The following is a 21,564-nucleotide window of genomic DNA, read 5'->3' on the forward strand; positions in this document are numbered from 1 at the left end:
TACCAGCAAGTTTCGGGCTGACCCGTGACTGAAACCGCCCTGCAAGCGCCACTCCCGACCATATTCCTGCCCTGTTCCAATGAAGCTGCTGATCGTCAAGACCACCTCGCTGGGTGACCTGATTCACGCGCTGCCGGCCCTGACCGACGCAATACGCGCGGTGCCGAATCTGGCGGTGGACTGGCTCGCCGAGCGGCCATTTGCCGAGATTCCGCGCTGGCATCCGGCCGTCCAGCGGGTCATCGCATCCGACCTGCGGCGCTGGCGCAAGGTTCCGTTGGCGACATTGCGCGACGGTGACTGGGCACGCTTCCGTGACGAGCTGTGTCAGACCCGATACGACCTGGTGCTCGACGCCCAGGGGCTGGTCAAGAGTGCCTGGCTGGCCAGTCGTGCCGATGGTCCGAGTGCCGGGCCCAGCTGGGCGTCGGCCCGCGAACCGCTGGCCTCGCTGTTTTATCGCCATCGCTATGCCGTGCCGGCGCACGGCCAGGAACATGCGATCACCCGGATCCGGCGTCTGTTCGCTGCCGCACTCGGCTATCCATTGCCGCCGGCGCTCGATGCACCGCCGGACAGCGGCCTCGATCGTGATCGCTTCCAGCAACCCGTCGTCGGTCAGCCTTATGCGGTGTTCCTCCACGGCACCACCTGGCCGAGCAAGCGCTGGCCGCTGGCGGACTGGCAGGCGCTGGCCCGCTGGCTGACTCAGCAGGGTCTGGCGGTGATGCTGCCCTGGGGCAGCGACGCCGAACGCGCCGACGCCGAACGAATTGCCACCGCCACGCCGGGTTGCCGGGTGCTGCCGAAGCTGGGGCTGACCGCCGTCGCTGGCTGGATTGCCCATGCCAGGGTCGTGGTCGGTGTCGATACCGGGCTGATGCATCTGGCGGCCGCACTCGCGACGCCGGGCATCTCCTTGTATGGACCAACCTTGCCGCAGATGACTGGCGCCTTCGGCCGCAATCAGCACTGGCTCTGCAACGAGGACCAGCCGGCGACCATCGATCGCCAGCGGGCGCTGACGGTCAGCCGCGAGCGGGTGATCGAGGCCTTGCGGTCATTGCCCCTGTAGTCATTGCTGCGAGCAGCTCGGCAAGCTCGGCCCGGAAGCCGCCGTAGCTCAAACCCACTCTTTCCGCACGCTGTCGCGCCTGTTCGATTTCGAGTCGATAGGCGTCGTCATCGCTCAGCAGATGGATTGCCGCCGCTTCGAGCAGCGCCTCGTCGGCTTCCGGCTCGGCCAGCGCCGGGAACGCCAGCCGCTGCACCGCGCCGTTGCCGCCGATGTTGACGATGCCGCAGAGCAGCGCATCACCGGCGATCTGGCCCGGCACCCAGCCGGCATCGCGCTGGATCACCAGCCGGTGCCGCGCCAGTTCCTGCAGGAACGCGGGATACGGCAACCGTTGCTCGACCCAGCGGAGCGTCGGCACGGCGCCCGTCGCCGCCAGCACGCGGGCACGGCCGGCTTCGCCATCCAGATTGAATACGGTCAGCGGCGTGCCGGCGGCTCGGGCGATACGACCCGCCAGCTGCAGCGCCTCGGTGTGGCGTCGCGACGGCTGATCGAACTGCCGGGTGCCGACGACGATGCCGCTGCGCGCGTCGATGGCTTGCGCGAAATCCCAGCCCGGCTCGTCGAACGGATACGGCGTGGCGACGAAGCGCACGCGTTCGGAAGGCAGGCCGTACTCCTGGTAGTGAGTGAAGCCGGGTTCGGTGGCCGCGAAGGCGCCGTCGCAGGCCGCCAGCACCTGGCGATGCAGCCAGCGCCGCCACGGATAGCGGAGCTGGTGCTCGATCTGGGCACTGCCGCTTTCCTTCCAGCTGACGAACACCGTCAAGCCGCGCGCCTTCAACTGGCGCACTGCGCGCAGATTGGCAAGACCACGCCGGCGCAGCAGCACGACTACGGCGTCGGCCGAGCCGTCGACGGTGTCCGGTGTCTGGTGAAATCGCCCGCCCGTGGCGGCGGCCCAGGCCCAGTAGTTGATCGGCGCGTGGCCCGGCGCACCCGGCGGCGTCAGCCCGTCGCGCCAGTCGACCGGCGCATCGCGACCCCAGGGATTGACGACGTCGAGCCTCATCCGCGGGCGTAGACGTCCGGCGCACCCGGCGGCTGGAACTTGAAGCGCCGGTGGGTCCAGAAATACTGCTCGGGGCAGATGCGGATCGCGTCCTCGATCAGCGCGTTGATGCGGCGGGTGTCGGCTGCGTCATCGCCGCTCGGGAAATTGTCCAGCGCCGGACCCATGGTCACCACGTAGCGGCCATCTGCAGTGCGGGTCGGAAAGAACGGTACGACCTTGGCGCGACCGAGCTGGGCGAGGCGCGAGGTGGCGGTCAGGGTCAGCGCCGGCACGCCGAAGAACGGCACGAAGATCGCGCCCGGCACTTCCAGGGTCTGGTCCGGCGCGTACCAGACCGCGCCGCCGTTGCGCAGCGCGCGCAGCAGGTTCTTCAGATCGTCCTTCGGCAGCGCCGGCCGGCCCGAGCGCTGCTCGCGCCAGCGGTGCATCCACCAGTCGACGAAGACGTTGTCGGCCGGCCGATACATCGCGTGGAACGGCCGATCGGCGAGGCAGATCGAACGGGCGGCGATTTCCAGGGTGGTGAAATGGCCGGTCAGCAGCAGCACGCCGGAACCGTCGGCCGTCGCGGCATCGAGATGCTCGACCCCGCGCAGTTCCAGCCGGCCTTTCAGCTTCGCATCCGGTGCCAGCCAGGCCAGCAAGGTCTCGAACAGGCCCATGCCCAGCGCCCGGAAATGCGCTTCGACCAGCGCGACGATCCGTGCTTCATCGAACTCCGGAAAGCACAGCCGCAGATTGATACGAGTCACCCGGCGCCGGCTCGGCAGCAGCCGCCAGACCATCCAGCCGAGGGACGAGCCGATCCCCAGCAGCCAGGAAACCGGCAGCCAGCACAAGGCCCGGCCGATGCCGAGCAGCAGCCAGGCCAGCCACCAGCGGGGATGCAGTAGCGCGCGCGGCAGCGAGGGGGGATTGGCTTGGGCAGTCATCGAGGGAGTTTAGCGTTGCAAGCCCGTCGATCGCCCCGCATTCTTGGCGCCCGTGCGACTGCTCTACACCCTCCTGCTCTATCTCGCGACGCCGCTGGTGTTGCTGCGCCTGCTGTGGAAAAGCCGTGAGCTGCCTGAATATCGCAGTCGCATCGGTGAGCGCTTCGGGCGGGTGCCGCGGCCAGGCGAGGAGATCGCCGTCTGGGTGCATGCAGTCTCCGTCGGCGAGGCCTTGGCTGCGCAGCCGCTGATCGAAGCGCTGATTGCCAGCCACGGCGAACGCCGCATCTGGGTGACGTCGACGACGCCGACCGGCTCGGCGCGGGTCATGGCCGCGTTCGGGGACCGCGTCCATCATTCCTATGCGCCTTATGACTTGCCGGATGCGGTCGCCCGGTTCCTGAGTCAGGTGCGTCCCGGCAAGCTGGTGGTGATGGAAACCGAGCTCTGGCCGAACCTGTTCCGCGCCTGCCGGGTTCGCGGCATTCCGCTGACCATCGCCAACGCCCGCCTGTCGCCGCGCAGCTTCCGCGGCTATGGCCGGGTGCATGGCTTTGCTCGGAACACCTTGCGCAATGTCGATTGCGTCGCCGCGCAGTCGAAATCCGACGCCGCCCGTTTCCGTACGCTGGGCGCGCCGCGCGAACGAGTGCGAGTCATCGGCAACCTGAAGTTCGATCTCGCGCTGCCTGATGTCCGGATCGCCGAAGGGGTGGCCCTGCGTGCGCGCTTCGGTGAGCGCCCGGTCTGGGTTGCAGCCTCGACGCACGACGGCGAGGAAGCCGCGGCGCTTGCTGCCCATGCCGCGCTCGTCGAGTTGCAGCCAGACGCCTTGCTGGTGCTGGTGCCGCGTCATCCGCAGCGTTTCGATGCTGTGTGGTCGCTGATCGAGGAAGCCGGCTTGGTCGCCGAACGTCGCGCGCGTTTGACCGCGCTTGATCGTTCCAGCCATTCGCCGGAGCTGGAAAGCGCGCAGGTCTTTCTCGGCGATAGCATGGGCGAAATGTTCCTGTATCTGGCGATGGCCGACGTTGCCTTTGTCGGCGGCAGCCTGGTGGCGATCGGCGGACACAATGTGCTGGAGCCTGCGGCACTCGGCCTGCCGGTACTGTTCGGCCCGCACATGCACAACTTCGAAGCGGCCCGCGCGCTGCTGCTGGAGCGCGACGCGGCGATCGAGATCGAGGATGCCGCCCGTCTCGCCGAAGAACTGGCCGTTCTGCTCGCCAGCCCCGAACGCTGCCGCGCCATGGGTGCCAATGGCGAAGCCGCCGTCGCCGGCAATCGCGGGGCGCTGAAGCGACTGATGGCGATCATCGAAGCGCAGACGCCCGCATCGCCATGAAGGAAGAAGATCTCGTCATCGTGAGGTCAGAGGGCCTCTACTGCCCGCAAGGCGATTTCCACATCGATCCTTGGCGTGGCGTGCCACGCGCCGTGATCACCCACGCCCACGGCGACCATGCGCGCACCGGCAGCCAGCACTACTGGGGTGCGACGCGCGGTTTGGGTCTGATGCGAGAGCGGCTGGGCAAGCAGTCGCCGATCACGCCGCTCGATTACGGCCAGAAGCTGCGCTTCAACGAGGTGACGATCTCGCTGCACTCGGCCGGTCACGTGCTCGGCTCCGCGCAGGTCCGCATCGAACATGATGATGGCCGCGTCTGGGGGGTGTCTGGTGATTTCAAGCGTGATGCCGACTTGAGCTGCGACCCCTTCGAACCGTTCCGCTGCGATACCTGGATCACCGAAGCAACCTTCGCGCTGCCGATCTACCGCTGGACCGAGACCGCCGAGGTTGCCGCCGAGATCTTCGCCTGGTGGCAGGCTTGCAAGCAGGATGGCCAGGCCGCCGTGCTGTTCTGCTACTCACTCGGCAAGGCGCAGCGAGTGCTGGCCGAGCTGACTCGCTTCACCGACGAAACCGTCTACGTGCACGGCGCGATGCCCGGCCTGATCAAGGCCTATCGGCAAGCCGGCATTCACATGTTGCCGACCGATGCCGTCGGCAATCAGCCCAAGGGCACGTCGTTTGTCGGCAAGCTGGTGCTGGCACCGCCCGGCGCCAGCGGCACGCCCTGGATGAAGCGTCTGCATCCCAGTTCCACCGGCTTCGCCAGCGGCTGGATGCGAGTGCGTGGCGGCAAACGCCGTCTGGCCTACGACCGCGGCTTCGTGATGAGCGACCACGCCGATTGGGATTCGTTGTTGCGCACCATCGACGACACCGGCGCGAAGCGCGTGCTGGTCACTCACGGTCACGGCGATGCGCTGATCGCCCACCTGCGTGAACGCGGGATCGAGGCATCCATGCTGGCCACACAGTTCGCGGGCGAGAGCGGTGCTGCCGATGATCTTGACCCCGACGACGCCGCAAGGCCGGCTTCCTTCCTGCCTGCAGAAAGTTAGGCAACAGATTTCAGGAAGCGGGCCGATACCCCGTCTGTTCTTAAGTTTTTCTTAACTGTTGAATTGTCGGCTGGTTGTAACTGCGCTGAACTGTAGTTTGGAGACAGAAAACTTGTCTCCGCTGCAGTTTTGTGACACGGGCCTAGATTGCCTCCCGATAGTGCACTTTTGTTCCTGTGACAGGCGATGTCGACGCCGTATACTTGCTGCGGTGCAGCGTTACAGGCATCGGGTTCGCGCGGCGGTAGGTCTGCGTTCGGTGTTCTGCAGGCAGCAAAAAATTACGCTGTCAGACCAACGGGTTGCGAGCATGAAACGCGCGGGTGGCGCGAAACGTGCTGAAAGCCAAGCACAGGTTCTGGCGGTACACGCGCGGCGTGGGACGCTAGTTCGGGATTTATGAACTCGTTGTACTTCGATCATTTCTTGCGCGCTCTTGCTACTGAGCCCGCGATCAGAATTTAGGGAGCAAACCGTGCAAATCAGTATTTTCGGGATGGGTTACGTGGGTGCCGTTTGTGCAGCTTGCCTCAGTGATTACGGGCACGAAGTGATTGGCGTCGATGTTTCCGCACTGAAAGTCAAGCTGATCAACTCCGGCCAATCTCCGATCGTCGAGCCGGGTCTTGGTGAACTGCTTGCCAAGGGTGTTGCTTCTGGCAAGCTGCGGGCGACCACCGACACCGAAGAAGCTATTCTCGGCTCGGAACTGACGATGATCTGCGTCGGCACCCCAAGCAAGCGCAACGGCGACCTCGATCTGCGTTATGTCGATCAAGTTTGTCGCGAGATCGGTGCGATCCTGAAGAACAAGACGGCGCGTCATACCGTCGTCGTGCGCAGCACGGTACTGCCGGGTACGGTCAAGAACGTGGTGATTCCGGCGCTGGAGCAGTCGTCCGGCAAGAAGGCGGGCACCGATTTCGGCGTTGCGGTCAATCCGGAATTCCTCCGTGAGAGCACGGCGATCGACGATTATCGCGAGCCGCCGATGACCATCATCGGCGAGCTGGATGCCGCCTCGGGTGAAGGTCTGGCTTCCATCTATTCGGTGCTGCCGGCCGCGGTTTTCCGCCGCCCGATCGAAACGGCCGAAATGGTCAAGTACACCTGCAACGTCTGGCATGCCACCAAGGTCACGTTCGCCAACGAGATCGGCAACATTGCCAAGGCTTGCGGCGTCGATGGTCGCGAAGTCATGAAGCTGATCTGTGAAGACGACAAGCTCAATCTGTCGGCCTATTACATGAAGCCGGGCTTCGCCTTCGGCGGTTCCTGCCTGCCGAAGGATCTGCGTGCGCTGAACTATCGTTCATCGCAGGTGGAATCGGACAACCCGATGCTCGCCGCGATCATGCGCAGCAACGTCGCCCAGGTCGATCGTGCGTTCAATCTGATTTCTGCGTTCGGCAAGAAGAACATCGGCCTGCTCGGTCTGGCGTTCAAATCCGGTACCGATGACTTGCGCGAAAGCCCGCTGGTCGACTTGGCGGAACTGCTGATCGGCAAGGGCTACTCGCTGAAGATTTTCGACCGTAATGTCGACCATGCCCGAGTCATGGGTACCAACAAGGATTACATCGACTCGAAAATCCCTCACGTCTCGAAGTTGCTGCATTCGACACTAGAAGAAGTGGTCAACAGTTCCGACGTCATCGTCCTGGGCAACAAGGATTCCGAGTTCGCTGATGTCGTTGCGAAGCTCAAGCCGGGTGTCAAGCTCGTCGATCTCGTCGGATTCATGAGCTCCACGTCGACTGAGGATGCGCAGGGTATCTGCTGGTAAATTTCTTTAAAGCCAGACGGGCGAATATTCTCAATGGCAAAGCATCGTCAGACGATCAACAGTCGGGTCGAAGGATCCGTGCTGGCACCGTGGAAGGAGTTAAGCGGTTGGTTGCTGCTGCTCGCGGCGATCGGGGGCATGATATTGCTGCTTCCAGCATTCACTCTCAATGCTGTGGGGCCGCATTTCTTGGTCGCCGTTGGCGTTATTGGTCTTTGGCGTTATGCCTTGCGAGGCGTTCATTTCGTTCGCGCAATGTGGTTTTTATACGTCGCTTATCCGCGCTTGCGGGAGCGGGCTGAGAAGGCTGGTGCAGCTTCTGATCCGTCTCATGCCTATTTCATGGTGACTAGCTTCCGCATTGATGCCGAGACGACAGCCCGGGTCTACAAGGCGATCATCGAGCAAGCAATAGATTGCGGCTACGAGAGCACTATTGTTGCTTCGATTGTGGAATATGGCGACGAGTTGCTCTTGAAGGCACTATGGGAAAACTATCAGCCGCCTGAACGAGTGAGACTGAAGATCGTTCGAATTGCGGGTACTGGAAAACGTGACGGACTGGCATTCGGCTTTCGTGCCATTGCTAGAGACTGTCCGAATCAAACCGCGCTAGTGGCCGTGATCGACGGTGATTCGGTGCTGATGCCGAATGTCATGCGTAAATGCGCCCAAGTATTCCATCAGCTACCAGACGTCGGGGCGTTGACGACCAACGAATTCTGTACGGTGCTTGGCTCGCCCTTGATGGACGAATGGCACAAGTTGCGGTTTGCCGAACGGCATTTGAACATGTGCTCAATGGCACTAAGCCGCAGGGTATTGACGCTTACCGGCCGCATGTCGGTGTTTCGCGCTCAGATCGTTACGCAGCCTTCATTTATCGCCGACGTCGAGAACGATTCGATTCTGCATTGGCGACTGGGCCGTGTGAAGTTTCTGACGGGTGATGACAAGTCATCTTGGTTTAGTGTTGTTCGTCATGGCTGGAGGACGTTCTATCTTCCTGACGCCGCCATCCAAACTATCGAGCATCCACCCGATCCAAGTCTGCTACGTAGCAGCAGGACACTCATGTTCCGCTGGTATGGAAATTCCCTCCGACAGAACGGTCGTGCGCGCGAACTGGGCCCGTGGCGTTTAGGGTGGTTCACCTATTACGTTTTGCAGGATCAGCGCGTACAGATGTGGACCGGTTTGCTCGGTTTGTCGGCGGCTATCCTCGCCAGCATCCAATTCAACTTCAACTATCTGATCCTATTTTTCGTCTGGATCGGAATCACCCGCTGTCTGATGTGCGTGATGCTGATGGCTGCTGGGCATCGAGTTGGTCCTTGGTATCCGCCTTTGATGTATTACAACCAGATCATGGGATCTTTGATTAAGATTGTCGTCTTCTTCTTCCCAGATCGGCAGTCATGGACTCGTCAGAAAACCACGTTGACCAAGCATCTGGATCCCTTTCATTCACGCTTTAACAGCCTGTCTTCCAAAATCATGCTGTTCTCGGCGTGTAGTGTTTTCGCTGCTGTGGTTCTGACTATCGTTACCTTCAAATCCACTTTCGGTTGATCGCTGTCTCTCCTCTCTCCGCTACGGAAACACTTGCATGGCTCAATCCAGCCCCAACCGGATCGTTCACGAATCCGAAGCGCAACGCCAGTTCGTCAGAGTAAAACTGCCGGCGACGATACAATTTTCGGCAGAAGGAGTGAGAAAGCAGTTTCAATTGCACGATATCTCAGCCGGAGGATTTAGCTTCGATCCTGGACCAGAGAAGTTCAAATTGGGATCGAGCTTTTCCGGACATGTGCTTCTGAATGTCGACTCAGTTGGATTCACGATCCCTGTAACTTTTGAAGTTCGCACGATTGACGAACAGACGAGTCGTCTAGGTTGCGTCTTTCAAGAGTTGGGCACCAAGGAAGTGGCAGCCCTTCGTCAGATATTGACGTCATTCATCGGTGGCGAGCTTGTGACCACGGGTGAAATGCTTTCGACGCTGTCGCGAGAAAACTTTGTTCGCGCGCGCGGCGCTGGCAGCGGTCTAAGTGGTGGCGGTAAGGCGCGCGCGCTGCTGGGAACCGTCATTGCTCTTTTGGTCGGCCTCGTTGCATTCAGCTACGCAACGTTCAAATTGTACGATCTCGTGTTTGTGACTCACGCTACAGCCGCCAAGGTTGCAGCGACCACCTTCACTATCACCATGCCCCGAGACGGCACGTTCTTTCCGCTGGTTGCTCAGGATGGTTCGATCAAGAAGGGCCAGGCTGCCGGCCAGTTTGAAACCGCGTTGCTGCAGGTGGTCGAAGGCATTTCAGGATCGTTCAAACTGACTGCTCAACAACTGAGCGAACTGGTCGGCGAGCAGTTGAGAGGCTCGATTGCCAGTCCTTGCGATTGCATTGTTCAGAAATCGTTTGTTGTCGCTGGACAGTACGTTCTCCGTAACCAGCCGCTTCTTGAGCTGGTGCCAGAGGGAACAAAGCCGTACATTCTTGCGCGCTTCCACTACGACCAGATGAAGAATCTGCCTATCGGACGCGAAGTTGTGCTGAGAGTCAACGGATCGCCAGAAACGATGACCGGAAAGGTCACCAGTCTGCGGGTATTGCCAGCACCAACGATCGACAGCAACGGTCTGAATGACCTCAACGGCCTCGACACCAGCGCAGCAATCACCGACATCATCGTGGTTATTACTCCTGATGTAGAACTCGAGACTGCCCGTATCGATCAGCCGGTAGAGATCTTTGTAGATCCGCTCCATAAGTACTTTCGGTGACTGAGTGAAACGGTTCGTCGTCAGTGTTGTGGCCGCATCAGCGACTGCCTTGTTGGTGGGTTGCTCCTCCGTAGGCTTCAATGCGGGTCTCCCTGTATTGACCAAGGGCGGAGATGGCCTGCTGATCAGCGAAACCGAAGGCCTGCCTGACCTTGAGCGCGGGCGGCAGGCGCGTATTTCCGGCAATCCAGAACAAGCCCTGAAGGATCTGAAGCCGCTTGCCGAGAGGGGCTATCCAGAAGCGATGATACTGCTCGCTTCGACTTACCTTGACGGAGGCTTGGTATCCGGACGTTTGGAGGCTGAGCGCTGGTATCGTCTCGCCCTCAAGACGCGCCCTGAGGTAGGACTGTCTCTAGCCAAGCTATTGATCGGTTACGGCAAGCGAGATTTGTTGCCAGAAATCGACGCGCTCATTTCTGTTGCTGATAGCCGTGGTGACGAAGAAATAGATTCCGTTCGAATTCAGCGATATCTGCAATTCCCAGATCTCGACCAGAACAATGACGGCGATCGGATTGCGCAACGTGCTCTCAAGTCCAATCTCCCATCATTGCATATCCAAGCGCTTAGTTGGTTTAGAAACAATATTGCCGTGGGCAGTAACGTCGCTCTACTTGAATCAAATTGTAGGAAGTTGGTGAAGGAAGATCCCAGCTGCTTCATAGATCTTGCCCATTTCTACCGCTATCGAAAAGAACGTGAAAGCCTCGATAAATTGATTGATGAGGCTTTGGTAGCCTTTGCTGCCGGGTCAGCGTCCGTTCGACCTGCAGATAGCGCGAGGCTCTATGCGCCTCCGGTTCAGTATGTAACGCTCTCTGGTGGTCTGGCTGCTGCGATGGTCGATCAGATTAATGAGGAGCTCGACGACGAGAGTCAGCAGACTGCTAACGCAAATCCAGCAGACCTGGATTTTGAAGACGATGATTTTGAGGGAGACGTTCCGCCTGGAACCGGGGCGAACGACGTCGTAGTCGACGATAAAGCAGCCCAGCAGCAGGGTAAGGCGCCAGCAGATGTGGCAGCCGAAACACAAGCTCTGCAGGTCGTCGATCTGGCAGACAAGATTCTTCGCTGGATGCTTAAGCAAGGGCCTGATTTTGTAACGGAAGCGGCTATCACGGCGACGCGATATCCATTCCTTCTGCCGGAGCTTGACCTTGAGGCGGCGCTGAAGCCAGCTGCGAACGCTGGTGTACCTGCAGCAGTATCGGCGCTGGCGGATCTTCTTTTCAGCAGTACACGAATAGAGCAGCGTAGGCCACTTGAGGCTATCGAGTTATATCGGAAATGCCTCGGTTATACGGCAACCGAACTAAGGGCTAGTTCGAAGCTAGGGCGTATTTACGCACTTGGGATGCTAGGCAATCCTGATCCGCAGATTGCCATGAAGTACTACCTCAAGTCAGCCCGAGCTGGATCGACACAAGCTTATGCCAGTCTGGCGAGGATGTTTGTTGGTATGCCAGGAATCCATATCAATCGCGTCAATGCTTACGTATTTGCGAAGAGATCCGCTGACGGTGGAAAGCCGCTGGTTCAGAGAATCAGAAAATTAAAACAATTCAAAACGATACAACTCAATCTACCGCCCGCTGATATGTTCGACATCGTGCAAATTAAGTTGATCGATCAAATCACGACTGACATGACAACTGCTGAAATCGCTCAAGCGGAAAACCTTTACAAGCTCGAAAGAGCCATTCAGCCAAAATTGAAACAACCGCTTCCTGCGGACATTTACTCGCGAGGACGTCCACAGTGAAAAAAAAACCTCTTTGGGCGGCATTGATTGTTAACGGCGCGCTCATCGCCAGTGGGAACGCAGAAGCAATAGAGATTAGTACCGCGCTGCGGACCGCTATCGGCGGGCAGGCGGACGGCGCGCGAGATCTCGGACAGGGAAATCTCTCGAGTAATGAAGTGCTTTATCTCAATATTTCTCCGCGTGTCTCTGTGGAGTTGAACAAGGAATGGACGTTCTATTTCCGTGGGCGAGCTTTCCTGCCGACGGGAGACGTGCTTGATAGCGATGAAACGCAGACTACTCTCCAGCGAGAGACAAAGAGCTTTGTGAAGCTGGATGAAGCTTGGCTAAGATATGGCGGCTTCACAAGTTATCCGGGCGAGTCCGTGCGTCTCGGCCATCAGATCATCAGAGAGAATGACCGGTCTTGGCTCGGCCGGGATCTTGATGCTGTTTACTGGGTGTTTAACACCACACAGCTGACATCTAGTGCAGGTGTTTCCCATCAATTCTCGGCTTATCGTTCCGATGGAATTGAACTGCAGTCTGAATTAAGGGATCGCATTTATGGTCATGCAAACATAGCTACCGATTGGAGGCCGGAACATCAAATCGGTTTTCGCGCTATGCACGCACGAGACATTAATGGATTTCCCTCTACCCGAGAAGCAGTTGGGTCTGATCCAAAGCTTGAAGAAGTCAATCTTACGTGGCTTGGTCTGTATTTAAGCAATGGATATTTGAATCCTAAAAGTCCGACGCCACTGCAGTACTGGGGTGATGTTACTTATCTCGTTGGAAACACTATTAACGCTGGTCTGAGTCCGAATAAGTTTGTTTCAGGCTTCAGCAAGCAGGAAATAGCTGCTGTAGCAAGTACCGCGGCTATTCGTTGGCGCCCGTTTATTGCACCTGTAGCTTTCGGGGCAGAGTATGCCTACAGCGGAGGTGGCGGGAAAAGTCAATACAGGCAGAGTGGCCTACAAGGAAACGCAGTTCAGTTCACGGGTATTACTACTAGCGTTTATCGATACAACGAAGCCTTGCGTGCCCAGCTAGGCAATCTCCGAGTTGCGAGTGTGTATGCATCATTCACAATGCCTTCGGATGAATTTGCTGTTGTAGCCCAGAAATTTGATAAGGACGATAAGCGGGCTCCGATTGTTACCAACAATATCTCGGCGCCAACTAACAACACTTCTGGAGACGTAGGCTACGGTGTTGATTTCATCGCAAGTCATTTTTTGACAAAGGGCACTCTGCTGACAAGCCAAGAAGATGACGGAGGCGACGTCACAGAAGATCCGCGATCGGCGATTCGGCTCAGGGCATCTTTGTTCAACCCAGGCCGAGCGTACGCGCCAGGATCTGACGTCAACTATCGCGTGATCATTGAGGCCACGCTATGGTGGTTCTGATTGCGTTGAAACGTTTTCCGCCAATATTTCTCATCTTTTGCTCGTTGATGGGATCTTGCGTCTACGCGCAGACTGCTGTTCTCGAAGACGAAGCGCCTGATGCAGATCTTCAGCTGAATGATGAGTCCTACGGCGAGGACGGTGCTGACGACAGCACAAACACCAGCAAGACAAGCAAGTTGACGGAAACTGAGATTCGCGCGGCGTATACGTTAAAGGAATCAGATCCGAAGACATTGCTAGCCTTCGAAGCACCGAAGCTCCCGGATCTGAGTGTCTATAACTATCCGGCAATTTTAAAGAAGACAAACCGCTCCAAGAAAGGAGTTGCATTTCTCGGCACTTTGGTAGGAGAACCGGGTTTTAAGGCGCTGACAAATAATTTTTCTGTTGGACTGGAAACATTTGCCAAGCTTCAGGGCGGCGCGCTTAAGGCAATTATCATTCGAGATGGTTTGGTGACACCCGGCGAAATTGCCCAATCGATTCCTCGTGAGTTTTTTGAAGAGGTCTCCACGGGAACATACATATCACGACTGCCGATACTGGTTCGGCACGGCTCAACTTTTCTAATTGATAAAACTACAAAAGAGCTTCGCTTAGGTACCGAGAAGGGTGCTTTGCTAGCCGTAGAAGGACAGTTAGTTCTATTGGATTCGGGGATCGTTGGCTGGAGCGAAGCGAAGCGTGCTCCCGCCGAGTTAAAGGATCCGAAGCAATATCGCCCTTTCATCGTCAGTTGGGGGGGGTCTCAACTATATGTAGCCAGAGCAAGGATTGCGCATCTCGGATACGCAGTCCCTAAAGCTTACGGCTTGTCGTTGTCGAATTACAGCAAAACCTTAATGCAGTCCAGAGTCTGGCCGCGCCCAACTGGCTGGATTATTGAGAGCACGATCGAAGATCTGTGGTACGGCCTTTATACATGGGAGGCCGATGACGTTGTCATGCACTCCAACATAATGCGGAACAACATTCTGTACGGATTTGATCCTCACGATCGTTCGCGTAGATTGATTATTGCAAACAATGACGTGTATGGAACAAAGATCAAGCACGGAATTATCATTTCCCGCGAAGTAAGCAACAGCTGGATATTCGGAAATAGAACTCACGATAATCACAAGGCCGGAATTGTTCTGGATCGTCAGTGCAGCGGAAATGTTATCGCTAACAACATTGCAACAAAGAACGGTTCTGATGGGATCGTTATCTCCGAAAGTTCGAAGAACTTGGTATGGGACAACGTGGTTTCCGGAAATATAAACCACGGAATTCGAATAAGAAATAGCACTGACGTACAGGTCAGAGACAATGTTGCTTTAGCTAATGGCTTGACCGGAATATACGGGGCAGCGGTAGATCTGTCTGGTACCGTTAGAGACTTTGTGAAAGATCCATTTCAAAAGAAATTGGGATTAACTGTGATAGGTGGGCAGTATACGTCTAATGGAAGTGGTCCTTTTGGAATTGATCTTCCAACAAAAGTGATTTATTACAACGTTGACCTTCGAACGCCGCAGCGGGATTTGGGATTCAGATTGGGCGGCATGTTGCATACATTTCAAGTTGAATTTCTTGATATTGTTTTAAACAAGAAAAAAGTTGTGATACTTGAATCAAAGTAACTTTAACCTTGCCAATCTAATTCGCGTGAAACAGGAGAATCTAATGTTTAGTATCAGAAAATTGTTCCAGCTATTCGTTGCTGTCCTTGTATTTGTCGTTCCGACCCACGCGTATGCTCAGCTTTACGCTAAAGGCGCTCCTCCTGGTTCCGCATTCGTAAGAATTCTCAATGCGACGCCAGCACAAAGTCCAGCAGGGTTTATTGGTGAAGTTGCTCAAGCACCGTTGCCGGCGTTCACTGCAGGGCGGTTTTCTTTTCTGCCGCCCGGCGAGTATCCGGTGCAGCTAGGTTCTAGAAAAGAATCTTTCAAGCTTGAAGGTGATCGCTTCTACAGCATCGCTTATCTTCCTGACTCGATGAAGAGCTTTGTGCTCGAAGGCTTCAAGAGCCAGTTGAAAGCAATGGTAGTAATGATGAACTTATTTCCCGATAAAGTGTTGTCTCTGAAAACGGCGGATGGAAAAGTGACGGTTCTCGACGCCGTCGAGCCGTTCAAAGCGGGACAGCGAGAAATCAACCCGCTATCTGTTTCGCTTGGTCTTTTTGAAGGCGATAAGAAAATCATGGATGTTCCGTCAGTGACATTCGAACGTGGCAAGGCTTCCAGTTTGATTGTAGGAGGCACTTCCGCAGTTCCAGTTCTCACTTGGGACGAGCAGAAATAACACCGTCTATTTAAATAGGTCTTCGTATGAGCAACAAATTTCCAGCACTTATCCTATGCGTTTTCTTGGCAATTGCTCGGACCGCAATGGCAGACGTTTCGGATGAACCATCCGTGGGTGGCGTTCCGGAGTACGGTGCGGAAGTTTGTTGCTCAGTTTGTCCGCGAGTTGAAGATCGAGCCGCCTACGTAAGTGAGTATATGCGGGGCTATCGCGTCGTTGTAGAAGGGAAAGACGGTTGGCTCTTTCGGACAGATGCGGAGCTTCAATGGTTTGAGCCTAATGATCCGGATCTCTGGCCATCACTCAAGCGCTTGATTGATGCGTTGAAGGCCAAAGGATCAACAGTGCTGATGTTTCCTCAGCCTCCGCGAGGATTGGTTGAGTCGGCGATGATTCCGCCAGAAGCCCGTGCAAAATATGATCTTATAGAACTACAACGAAGATACAGTGAGCTCGTTAGCAAGTTAAGAGATGCCGGTGCTATCGTCGCTGACGGCAGTGTCTTTAGCAATAATCAGGGAACACAATACTTTTATAAGCGCGATGGTCATTGGAAGGCAGCCGGTTCGGAGCGGGCCGCGCAGATGATTGCCAATCAGATTCATGGTGCTGGGTTCACATTTACGCCTAAAGAGTTCACTACGTTTCAAACGGGTCTGACTGGATCAAAGGGAACGATGACTCAGGTCGTGGATACTCTCTGTGGTGTTCGATATCCAGTAGAGTATGGGCCGGCTTATCAGACAAAAACTCCGGCAACGGACGATTTATTCGGTGATGCGTCTGCGCCTGAGGTTGCCTTAGTTGGAACAAGTTTCAGTGCAACCCCCGCTTACAATTTTCACGGCTTCTTGAGAAGTGCACTAAAGACCGACATTTACCAAGCTGCAAAATCGGGTGGCGGCTTTGACGGAGCTATGTCTGAGTATCTTGTCTCCGATCTTTATCAGCAGACCCCCCCCAAATTTATTGTTTGGGAATTCCCGTATCAGCAATTGCAGAGAACCACGACAACGGTGATGCGTCGGCTAATTCCTTTGGTTAGTAATGGCTGTGCGGGCAAGAAAGCCCTTTTGAAAGGAACTGCCAAGCTTGAGCAGAAAACTGAGCCCGTTGAAGCTGTTGTTAACGGAAGTGGTGCATTTATTACCGTTCCGGCGAAGAATTTGTGGTTTGATTTTCAGTTTTCTGATCCGAATATTCGAGAGATACAGGCGGAAGTTTGGTATGCAGATGGAAGATTTCAGACTATTAATAGTCAATACAACGCATATACGAACATGAATGGTAGATTTGTTCTCGAGACAAATTATCTGCCAGATACCGAGAATCAGTCGATAGTTTCTATAAGAATTAAAAGTAATACTCCAACGCCACCGAACACAGAAGTAGCTACGACGGTTTGCTCTCATGAATAGGTATATGCGTCGTGTTTTCTGTAACGTCGGCAAGATATTCGAGTTGTCCTTTTTTGTTTTTGCGTGTGGATGTGCTACTGCCGCTCCGGTACCAGAAAAATCAGAAAATCCGTATGGCACAGTAGTCAAAGCTGAAGCAGGCGTTGATGGCGACTGCGCTTCGGTTCCGACTGCATTTGTTTCAGCGTTAGATTTTCCGAGTAAGTATGAGGGTTCTGGTTCTTCTCGAGATGAATTAAATAGCGATGCAGAAGAGCGTTATAAAGATGCCACCGGCAACATAACGGAGTACGAAAAAGGGCTTGTATCTATCGCTAATCGTTACGTTAGATCTCGGTCTAGTGGTAGCGGAAAATGTTTTCTTACTTGGTTGAGTAAATGGGCAAACGACGGCGCGCTGCTTGGGCAGTCAACGACACATACCGGGAAGTCGGTAAGGAAGTGGGTACTTGCGTCAATTAGCTCATCTTATTTCAGAGTCAAACATGAATCACCGGATCTATTCTCTGGCCGCGAGTCTGATCAAAGGGTAATTGAGTCTTGGATTCGGAAGATGGCCGATCTTGTAATGCGAGAATGGCCGCTTGATGTCGCGGATAAGAAAATCAATAATCATTATTACTGGGCGGCGTGGTCGTTGGTGGCTTCCGGTCTTGCCATCGATGATAAGAAATATTTTGATTATGGTTTGTCTATCTATCGACTTTTTGAAAAGCAGGTGACAACGGATGGTTTATTGCCAAACGAATTACTTCGTCGTTCGAGAGCTTTAAGTTATCACGCCTATGCGCTATCTCCGCTGGTGATGATTGCCGCTTTTGCACACTACAACGACGTATCTGTCCCAACAAGTAAAGATGCACCCTTGACCAAATTGGCTGAATCTGTTTTTCGGGGACTGAGTAATCCGGAGAGCTTTGAAGCTCTCACTGGAGCGAAGCAAGAGATCAGTTCCAATTCAGCAACAAACTATGCTTGGCTTGAACCATATTGTGCCGTCGTCGCTTGTTCTACAGACATGCTGTCGCAGCGAGATAAACGCAGGCCTTTGCAATCAACTCGGATGGGAGGCGATCTGACTGTAATGTTCTCCAAAGGGTTGACTAGATGAGAATGCTAAAACTATTGCTGGGTTCTGTTCTGGCTGCTTATTCCTCATTAGCCTTGCCCAACGAACAGCAGGCTCAGCAATTCATCTCCTACTGTGAACACGAAATTAACGTTACCAAGGACTACGAACAGGCAGGAAAGGTCTGCAGACGTGTAAGGCAAAACGTCAAGAATCTCTTGGGACTTTCACAACTATATCTTCATAGCATTATTAATGAGGCCGATCTCGAATGGGTCCAGGGTAAGTATCCTGATGCATTCTACTTGTATACCGAAGCCGCTGACGTCGCTGAAAGTCTCCATGATCAAGTCAAAGTTAAGGAATTACGCGTGCGCCAGGCCGAAGCTGACATGTTCCGCGGAAAGTCTGTTGATGCCGAAATACTGATGCGAGACGCGTTAAAAAGGCAGCAGGCATTGGTTCCGAGGGATTCATTTCAGGAAGCTGATCTGCTGTCGAAACACGCGGACATTCTTGCTGCCCTTGGCCAACCAAGGGCAGCAATGCAAGGTTACCTCTCTGCGCTCGAGAAGCTTGATCCGACCAAAGTCGCTCATCGTTCTGTTTTGCTGCGAACGCAACTGCACTACGCGGAATTTTTTGAGAGACAGAATAGATATGTAGGAGCGATGGCTTCATATCGTCGACTGCTGGATACCGCTTCGGCCGAGCCAGAGAGTTTGGAGCACGTGAAGATTTCGCTTCGCCGGATGGGATGGGTTTCGGAGATTATTGGCAACTTTGATGATGCCCATGAGTTTTATCTGCGTCTTCTTGGGCTCGTCGAAAGTGATCCGTCAGATGTCGCCGAAGCAACAGAGATTAGAGCGTCGTTAGCTAGGATAGAAACAGATGGCACGAAAATTGCCAAGCCCAGTGTGTCAAATTAAAAAATTGTTTGCGTAATCAGGGAATATCAATGAGTTCCAGTAACACATCAGTGCAAGCAGAAGGGACCAAAGCCAGCTATGGTTACGCGATAGTCGGCATCGTGTTTGCCCTGATGGTAGCTACGCTATCGATGTTCAGTATTCCATCTGTGCTGTCTTACAGAGCGCCTCCGGTTCCGATACTCAACGGCGCGCTAGTGCGGAACTTCGAGGACCATTTCGATAAAGAATTTCCATTGCGTACGGCCAGCATCAACTTATGGACTGCAGCACAGTTGGTTCTTTTCAATGAAGGTAAATTCGGAGTTCTTCTTGGAACAGATGGTTGGCTTTACACCAATGAGGAGTTTCATGTTTTGCCGCGCTGGCAGGGAATTCTCGATTCAAATCTGGAATTTATTCGTTGGACTCAAGCAAAACTTGCCGCTGATTCTATTCCTTTGGCGATTGTCGTAGTTCCAGAAAAAGCGCACATCTATCCCGAGTTTACTGGCGGCAGAAGGCAGGCGACTGCTCATGCAGTAGTGGCCAAGCAGATTTCTGAGGTTATTGATGAAAATGAGACGACCCTCGTACGAATAGAAGAGCTTCTCAAACAAGAAAAATCTGCTGGAGAAGTATACTTCCGTACGGATACTCATTGGACCCCACTAGGAACTCAGGTGGCGGCGCGGGCGATAGTCGCTGCGCTTTCAGCCAAGGGACTTGCGCCGAAAGCAAAAGATGAAAAAGCGTTTTATACGGAGACACTTCCACAGACTTCGTTAAAGGGCGATTTGCTATCTTTTCTTCCCCTGGAGCCCATGTTCCCTAAGCTGATGCCGAAACTTGACGTCTACACGCCCGTAGTCACGAAAGCGGTCAGCAAGCCCGTTGACTCGGCCGATCTGCTCGGAGACGACTCTTTGCCAGAGGTATCGTTGGTTGGTACCAGCTATACAGCTAACGAGCATTGGAACTTTGAAGGTTATTTAAGCGAGTTTCTGAACGAGTCGCTTGCCGACTATTCGAAAGAAGGCATCGGGCCATTTCCTCCAATGGCCCAGTATCTTACCGGCACAGATTATGCCTCGCACAAGCCGAGACTGGTGATTTGGGAGATTCCTGAACGATCATTGCTCGGTAAAGCAGCTCTCGAAGGAATTCCCTTGCCGGAGGACCTGTTGTCCAGGCTGAAGAAGCTGAACCAGAGATAACCCGTGGTTTTTTCTTCGAACGCGTTTTTGTTTTTATTCTTGCCGCTGTTTCTTTCAGCCTACTACCTGACACCGAACACCCGTCGTCTTCGTAACTATGTAATTCTCGCAGCGAGTTATATTTTTTACGGTTGGTGGCGGATTGATTTTTTATCGCTTTTGGTGTTCGTCACATTCTTCAATTATTTCGTAGGAAAGAAGATAGGCGCCGCTGGGGCGAGAACGGATAAGGCGCGTCGGTGGATGCGGTTCGGCGTCACAGTCGACGTTGCCGTTTTGGGATATTTCAAGTATCGCGATTTTGGAATCGAGAGTTTTAATTCGATTATTTCTGCGACGGGATTAGAGCCTTTCAGCTTATCTGAACTGTTATTGCCGATCGGTATTTCTTTTTATATATTCGAGTCTATTAGCTACGTCATCGACGTTTATCGTGGCAGTGTTAAAGCAACTCGCCATCCCGTAGATTTCGCTACATTTATCACGCTTTTTCCACATTTGATCGTGGGCCCTCTGTTCCGCTACAAGGAATTGGCGCCGCAGTTTGAGTACCGTGTCCATTCATTTGACATGTTCGGACGCGGTTCAGTTCGTTTCATGCAGGGTTTCATCAAGAAAATCATTATTGCGGATACGTTGGCGCCGCTGGTTAATTACTGTTTTGCCATGCCTGAGCCAAGCACGGCAGACGTTTGGATTGGTGTTTTGGCTTATGGGGTTCAGCTTTACTTCGATTTCTCCGGTTACAGTGACATGGCCATTGGCCTTGGTCTCATGATGGGATTTAAGTTTGTTGAGAACTTCAACAAACCATTTATTAGCCAGAGTGTCACTGAGTTCTGGCGTAGATGGCATATCAGTCTCAGCAATTGGTTGCGTGACTATGTCTTCTATTCGCTCGGTGGTTCTGGTCGAAAGACTAGAAGGCGACTGCATATGATGACGTTTGGAACCTTCCTTATTGGTGGAATATGGCATGGCGCGAGCTGGACCTTCGTGCTTTGGGGGGCACTGCAGGGCGGCCTCCTGTTGGCCGAACGCGTCATGGGAATCAGCGGTAATCCAACGGGATTCAAGTTCCGCCATTGGATTCCAACGTTCCTGGTTGCGGTAACTCTCAGCATGGTGCTGTTCCGCTCTGAGACGGTGTCGCGGGCGTGGGAGATGTATCAACCAATGTTGTTCATGAAGGATGTCGGTTGGATCAGTGAGCCGTTTGTTGGCGCGATCACAACAATGCAGATTGTGACTCTGATACTCGCTTATTCGCTTGTGGTATTTGAGGGCCTTCGCGAGTACGGCCCCAAGATTCAGCTCGGGAGTGAGCGTGTTCGGATTGTTTCGTCACTGTTTTTGTTGACACCGCTGTTCTTTTTGGCAATTACGAAGTTATCCGCACAGGGATACTCGGCATTCCTGTACTTCCAGTTCTGAAGCGCGAACATCTAATCTCCGCTGACGAGAAGCAACTAACGGGT

17 protein-coding genes are annotated in these 21,564 nt (G+C 54.6%); 15 read left to right on the forward strand and 2 right to left on the reverse strand.

Translation table 11 applies throughout. The features are described 5' to 3' along the window. Positions 1-79 precede the first annotated feature (79 nt). The gene (gene waaC / locus G513_RS0110935; protein WP_022976885.1) at positions 80-1,075 is read left to right on the forward strand and encodes a lipopolysaccharide heptosyltransferase I; all 996 of its coding nucleotides are present in this window, start codon (positions 80-82) and stop codon (positions 1,073-1,075) included. On the opposite strand, the gene G513_RS0110940 is transcribed toward waaC, so the two are convergent. Together G513_RS0110940 and lpxL are read right to left on the reverse strand one after the other, a co-directional pair. After that, the gene (locus G513_RS0110940; protein ID WP_022976886.1) at positions 1,029-2,090 is read right to left on the reverse strand and encodes a hypothetical protein; all 1,062 of its coding nucleotides are present in this window, start codon (positions 2,088-2,090) and stop codon (positions 1,029-1,031) included. The genes waaC and G513_RS0110940 overlap by 47 nt on opposite strands. Continuing rightward, positions 2,087-3,025, reverse strand: a complete 939-nt coding sequence (lpxL, locus tag G513_RS0110945) for an LpxL/LpxP family Kdo(2)-lipid IV(A) lauroyl/palmitoleoyl acyltransferase (protein ID WP_022976887.1) — start codon at positions 3,023-3,025, stop codon at positions 2,087-2,089. Before lpxL ends, G513_RS0110940 begins: the two co-directional genes overlap by 4 nt. A 52-nt stretch (positions 3,026-3,077) precedes the next feature. Between lpxL and waaA the strand changes: the two genes are divergently transcribed. The 14 genes from waaA (at position 3,078) to G513_RS0111010 (ending at position 21,520) form a co-directional block, all read left to right on the forward strand. Continuing rightward, a complete protein-coding gene (waaA, locus tag G513_RS0110950; RefSeq protein ID WP_022976888.1) occupies positions 3,078-4,370 on the forward strand; it encodes a lipid IV(A) 3-deoxy-D-manno-octulosonic acid transferase in 1,293 nt (430 codons plus the stop codon). Then, positions 4,367-5,434, forward strand: coding sequence for a ligase-associated DNA damage response exonuclease (locus G513_RS22575; RefSeq protein ID WP_022976889.1), 1,068 nt, complete (start codon positions 4,367-4,369; stop codon positions 5,432-5,434). Before waaA ends, G513_RS22575 begins: the two co-directional genes overlap by 4 nt. 475 nt (positions 5,435-5,909) lie before the next feature. Beyond that, on the forward strand, positions 5,910-7,220 hold the full coding sequence (locus tag G513_RS0110960) for a nucleotide sugar dehydrogenase (protein WP_022976890.1): 1,311 nt from the start codon (positions 5,910-5,912) through the stop codon (positions 7,218-7,220). A 33-nt stretch (positions 7,221-7,253) separates the two neighbouring features. After that, on the forward strand, positions 7,254-8,792 hold the full coding sequence (locus G513_RS0110965; protein ID WP_022976891.1) for a glycosyltransferase family 2 protein: 1,539 nt from the start codon (positions 7,254-7,256) through the stop codon (positions 8,790-8,792). A gap of 37 nt (positions 8,793-8,829) precedes the next feature. Next, a complete protein-coding gene (locus G513_RS0110970; protein WP_084711452.1) occupies positions 8,830-10,005 on the forward strand; it encodes a PilZ domain-containing protein in 1,176 nt (391 codons plus the stop codon). 4 nt (positions 10,006-10,009) lie between these two features. After that, positions 10,010-11,773, forward strand: a complete 1,764-nt coding sequence (locus G513_RS25785) for a tetratricopeptide repeat protein (protein WP_156891541.1) — start codon at positions 10,010-10,012, stop codon at positions 11,771-11,773. After that, positions 11,770-13,173, forward strand: a complete 1,404-nt coding sequence (locus tag G513_RS25460; RefSeq protein WP_169560607.1) for an alginate export family protein — start codon at positions 11,770-11,772, stop codon at positions 13,171-13,173. Before G513_RS25785 ends, G513_RS25460 begins: the two co-directional genes overlap by 4 nt. Then, positions 13,161-14,801 (forward strand): right-handed parallel beta-helix repeat-containing protein, encoded by a 1,641-nt coding sequence (locus G513_RS25465; RefSeq protein ID WP_084711454.1) that lies wholly within the window; start codon positions 13,161-13,163, stop codon positions 14,799-14,801. The genes G513_RS25460 and G513_RS25465 overlap by 13 nt, the downstream gene beginning before the upstream one ends. Before the next feature lie 43 nt (positions 14,802-14,844). Further along, positions 14,845-15,468 carry an alginate O-acetyltransferase AlgF gene (locus tag G513_RS25470; protein WP_156891543.1) on the forward strand — a complete coding sequence of 208 codons (624 nt, stop codon included), beginning with the start codon at positions 14,845-14,847 and terminating at the stop codon, positions 15,466-15,468. A gap of 26 nt (positions 15,469-15,494) precedes the next feature. Beyond that, on the forward strand, positions 15,495-16,889 hold the full coding sequence (locus G513_RS25475) for an alginate O-acetyltransferase (RefSeq protein WP_084711455.1): 1,395 nt from the start codon (positions 15,495-15,497) through the stop codon (positions 16,887-16,889). A gap of 4 nt (positions 16,890-16,893) precedes the next feature. Continuing rightward, complete coding sequence (locus G513_RS25480; protein ID WP_169560609.1) at positions 16,894-18,000, forward strand: mannuronate-specific alginate lyase; 1,107 nt, start codon at positions 16,894-16,896, stop codon at positions 17,998-18,000. After that, the gene (locus G513_RS0110995) at positions 17,997-18,890 is read left to right on the forward strand and encodes a tetratricopeptide repeat protein (RefSeq protein ID WP_156891545.1); all 894 of its coding nucleotides are present in this window, start codon (positions 17,997-17,999) and stop codon (positions 18,888-18,890) included. The genes G513_RS25480 and G513_RS0110995 overlap by 4 nt, the downstream gene beginning before the upstream one ends. Positions 18,891-18,919: 29 nt before the next feature. After that, positions 18,920-20,086: an alginate O-acetyltransferase AlgX-related protein gene (locus tag G513_RS25485; protein ID WP_084711457.1), complete on the forward strand. Its 1,167-nt coding sequence runs from the start codon at positions 18,920-18,922 to the stop codon at positions 20,084-20,086. Between the two features lie 3 nt (positions 20,087-20,089). Further along, positions 20,090-21,520, forward strand: a complete 1,431-nt coding sequence (locus G513_RS0111010) for an MBOAT family O-acyltransferase (protein WP_022976899.1) — start codon at positions 20,090-20,092, stop codon at positions 21,518-21,520. Positions 21,521-21,564: the final 44 nt, after the last annotated feature.

The sequence above is a fragment of the Nevskia ramosa DSM 11499 genome, from assembly GCF_000420645.1.
In the GTDB taxonomy this organism is placed as follows: Bacteria; Pseudomonadota; Gammaproteobacteria; order Nevskiales; family Nevskiaceae; genus Nevskia; species Nevskia ramosa.

Bases quoted from the DNA above. Each gene is read 5' to 3' on its own strand.
- waaC (WP_022976885.1), top strand. From the start codon at position 80: ATGAAGCTGCTGATCGTCAAGACCACCTCGCTGGGTGACCTGATTCAC.
- G513_RS0110940 (WP_022976886.1), bottom strand. From the start codon at position 2,090: ATGAGGCTCGACGTCGTCAATCCCTGGGGTCGCGATGCGCCGGTCGAC.
- lpxL (WP_022976887.1), bottom strand. From the start codon at position 3,025: ATGACTGCCCAAGCCAATCCCCCCTCGCTGCCGCGCGCGCTACTGCAT.
- G513_RS22575 (WP_022976889.1), top strand. From the start codon at position 4,367: ATGAAGGAAGAAGATCTCGTCATCGTGAGGTCAGAGGGCCTCTACTGC.
- G513_RS0110965 (WP_022976891.1), top strand. From the start codon at position 7,254: ATGGCAAAGCATCGTCAGACGATCAACAGTCGGGTCGAAGGATCCGTG.
- G513_RS0110970 (WP_084711452.1), top strand. From the start codon at position 8,830: ATGGCTCAATCCAGCCCCAACCGGATCGTTCACGAATCCGAAGCGCAA.
- G513_RS25465 (WP_084711454.1), top strand. From the start codon at position 13,161: ATGGTGGTTCTGATTGCGTTGAAACGTTTTCCGCCAATATTTCTCATC.
- G513_RS25470 (WP_156891543.1), top strand. From the start codon at position 14,845: ATGTTTAGTATCAGAAAATTGTTCCAGCTATTCGTTGCTGTCCTTGTA.
- G513_RS25475 (WP_084711455.1), top strand. From the start codon at position 15,495: ATGAGCAACAAATTTCCAGCACTTATCCTATGCGTTTTCTTGGCAATT.
- G513_RS25480 (WP_169560609.1), top strand. From the start codon at position 16,894: ATGCGTCGTGTTTTCTGTAACGTCGGCAAGATATTCGAGTTGTCCTTT.
- G513_RS0110995 (WP_156891545.1), top strand. From the start codon at position 17,997: ATGAGAATGCTAAAACTATTGCTGGGTTCTGTTCTGGCTGCTTATTCC.
- G513_RS25485 (WP_084711457.1), top strand. From the start codon at position 18,920: ATGAGTTCCAGTAACACATCAGTGCAAGCAGAAGGGACCAAAGCCAGC.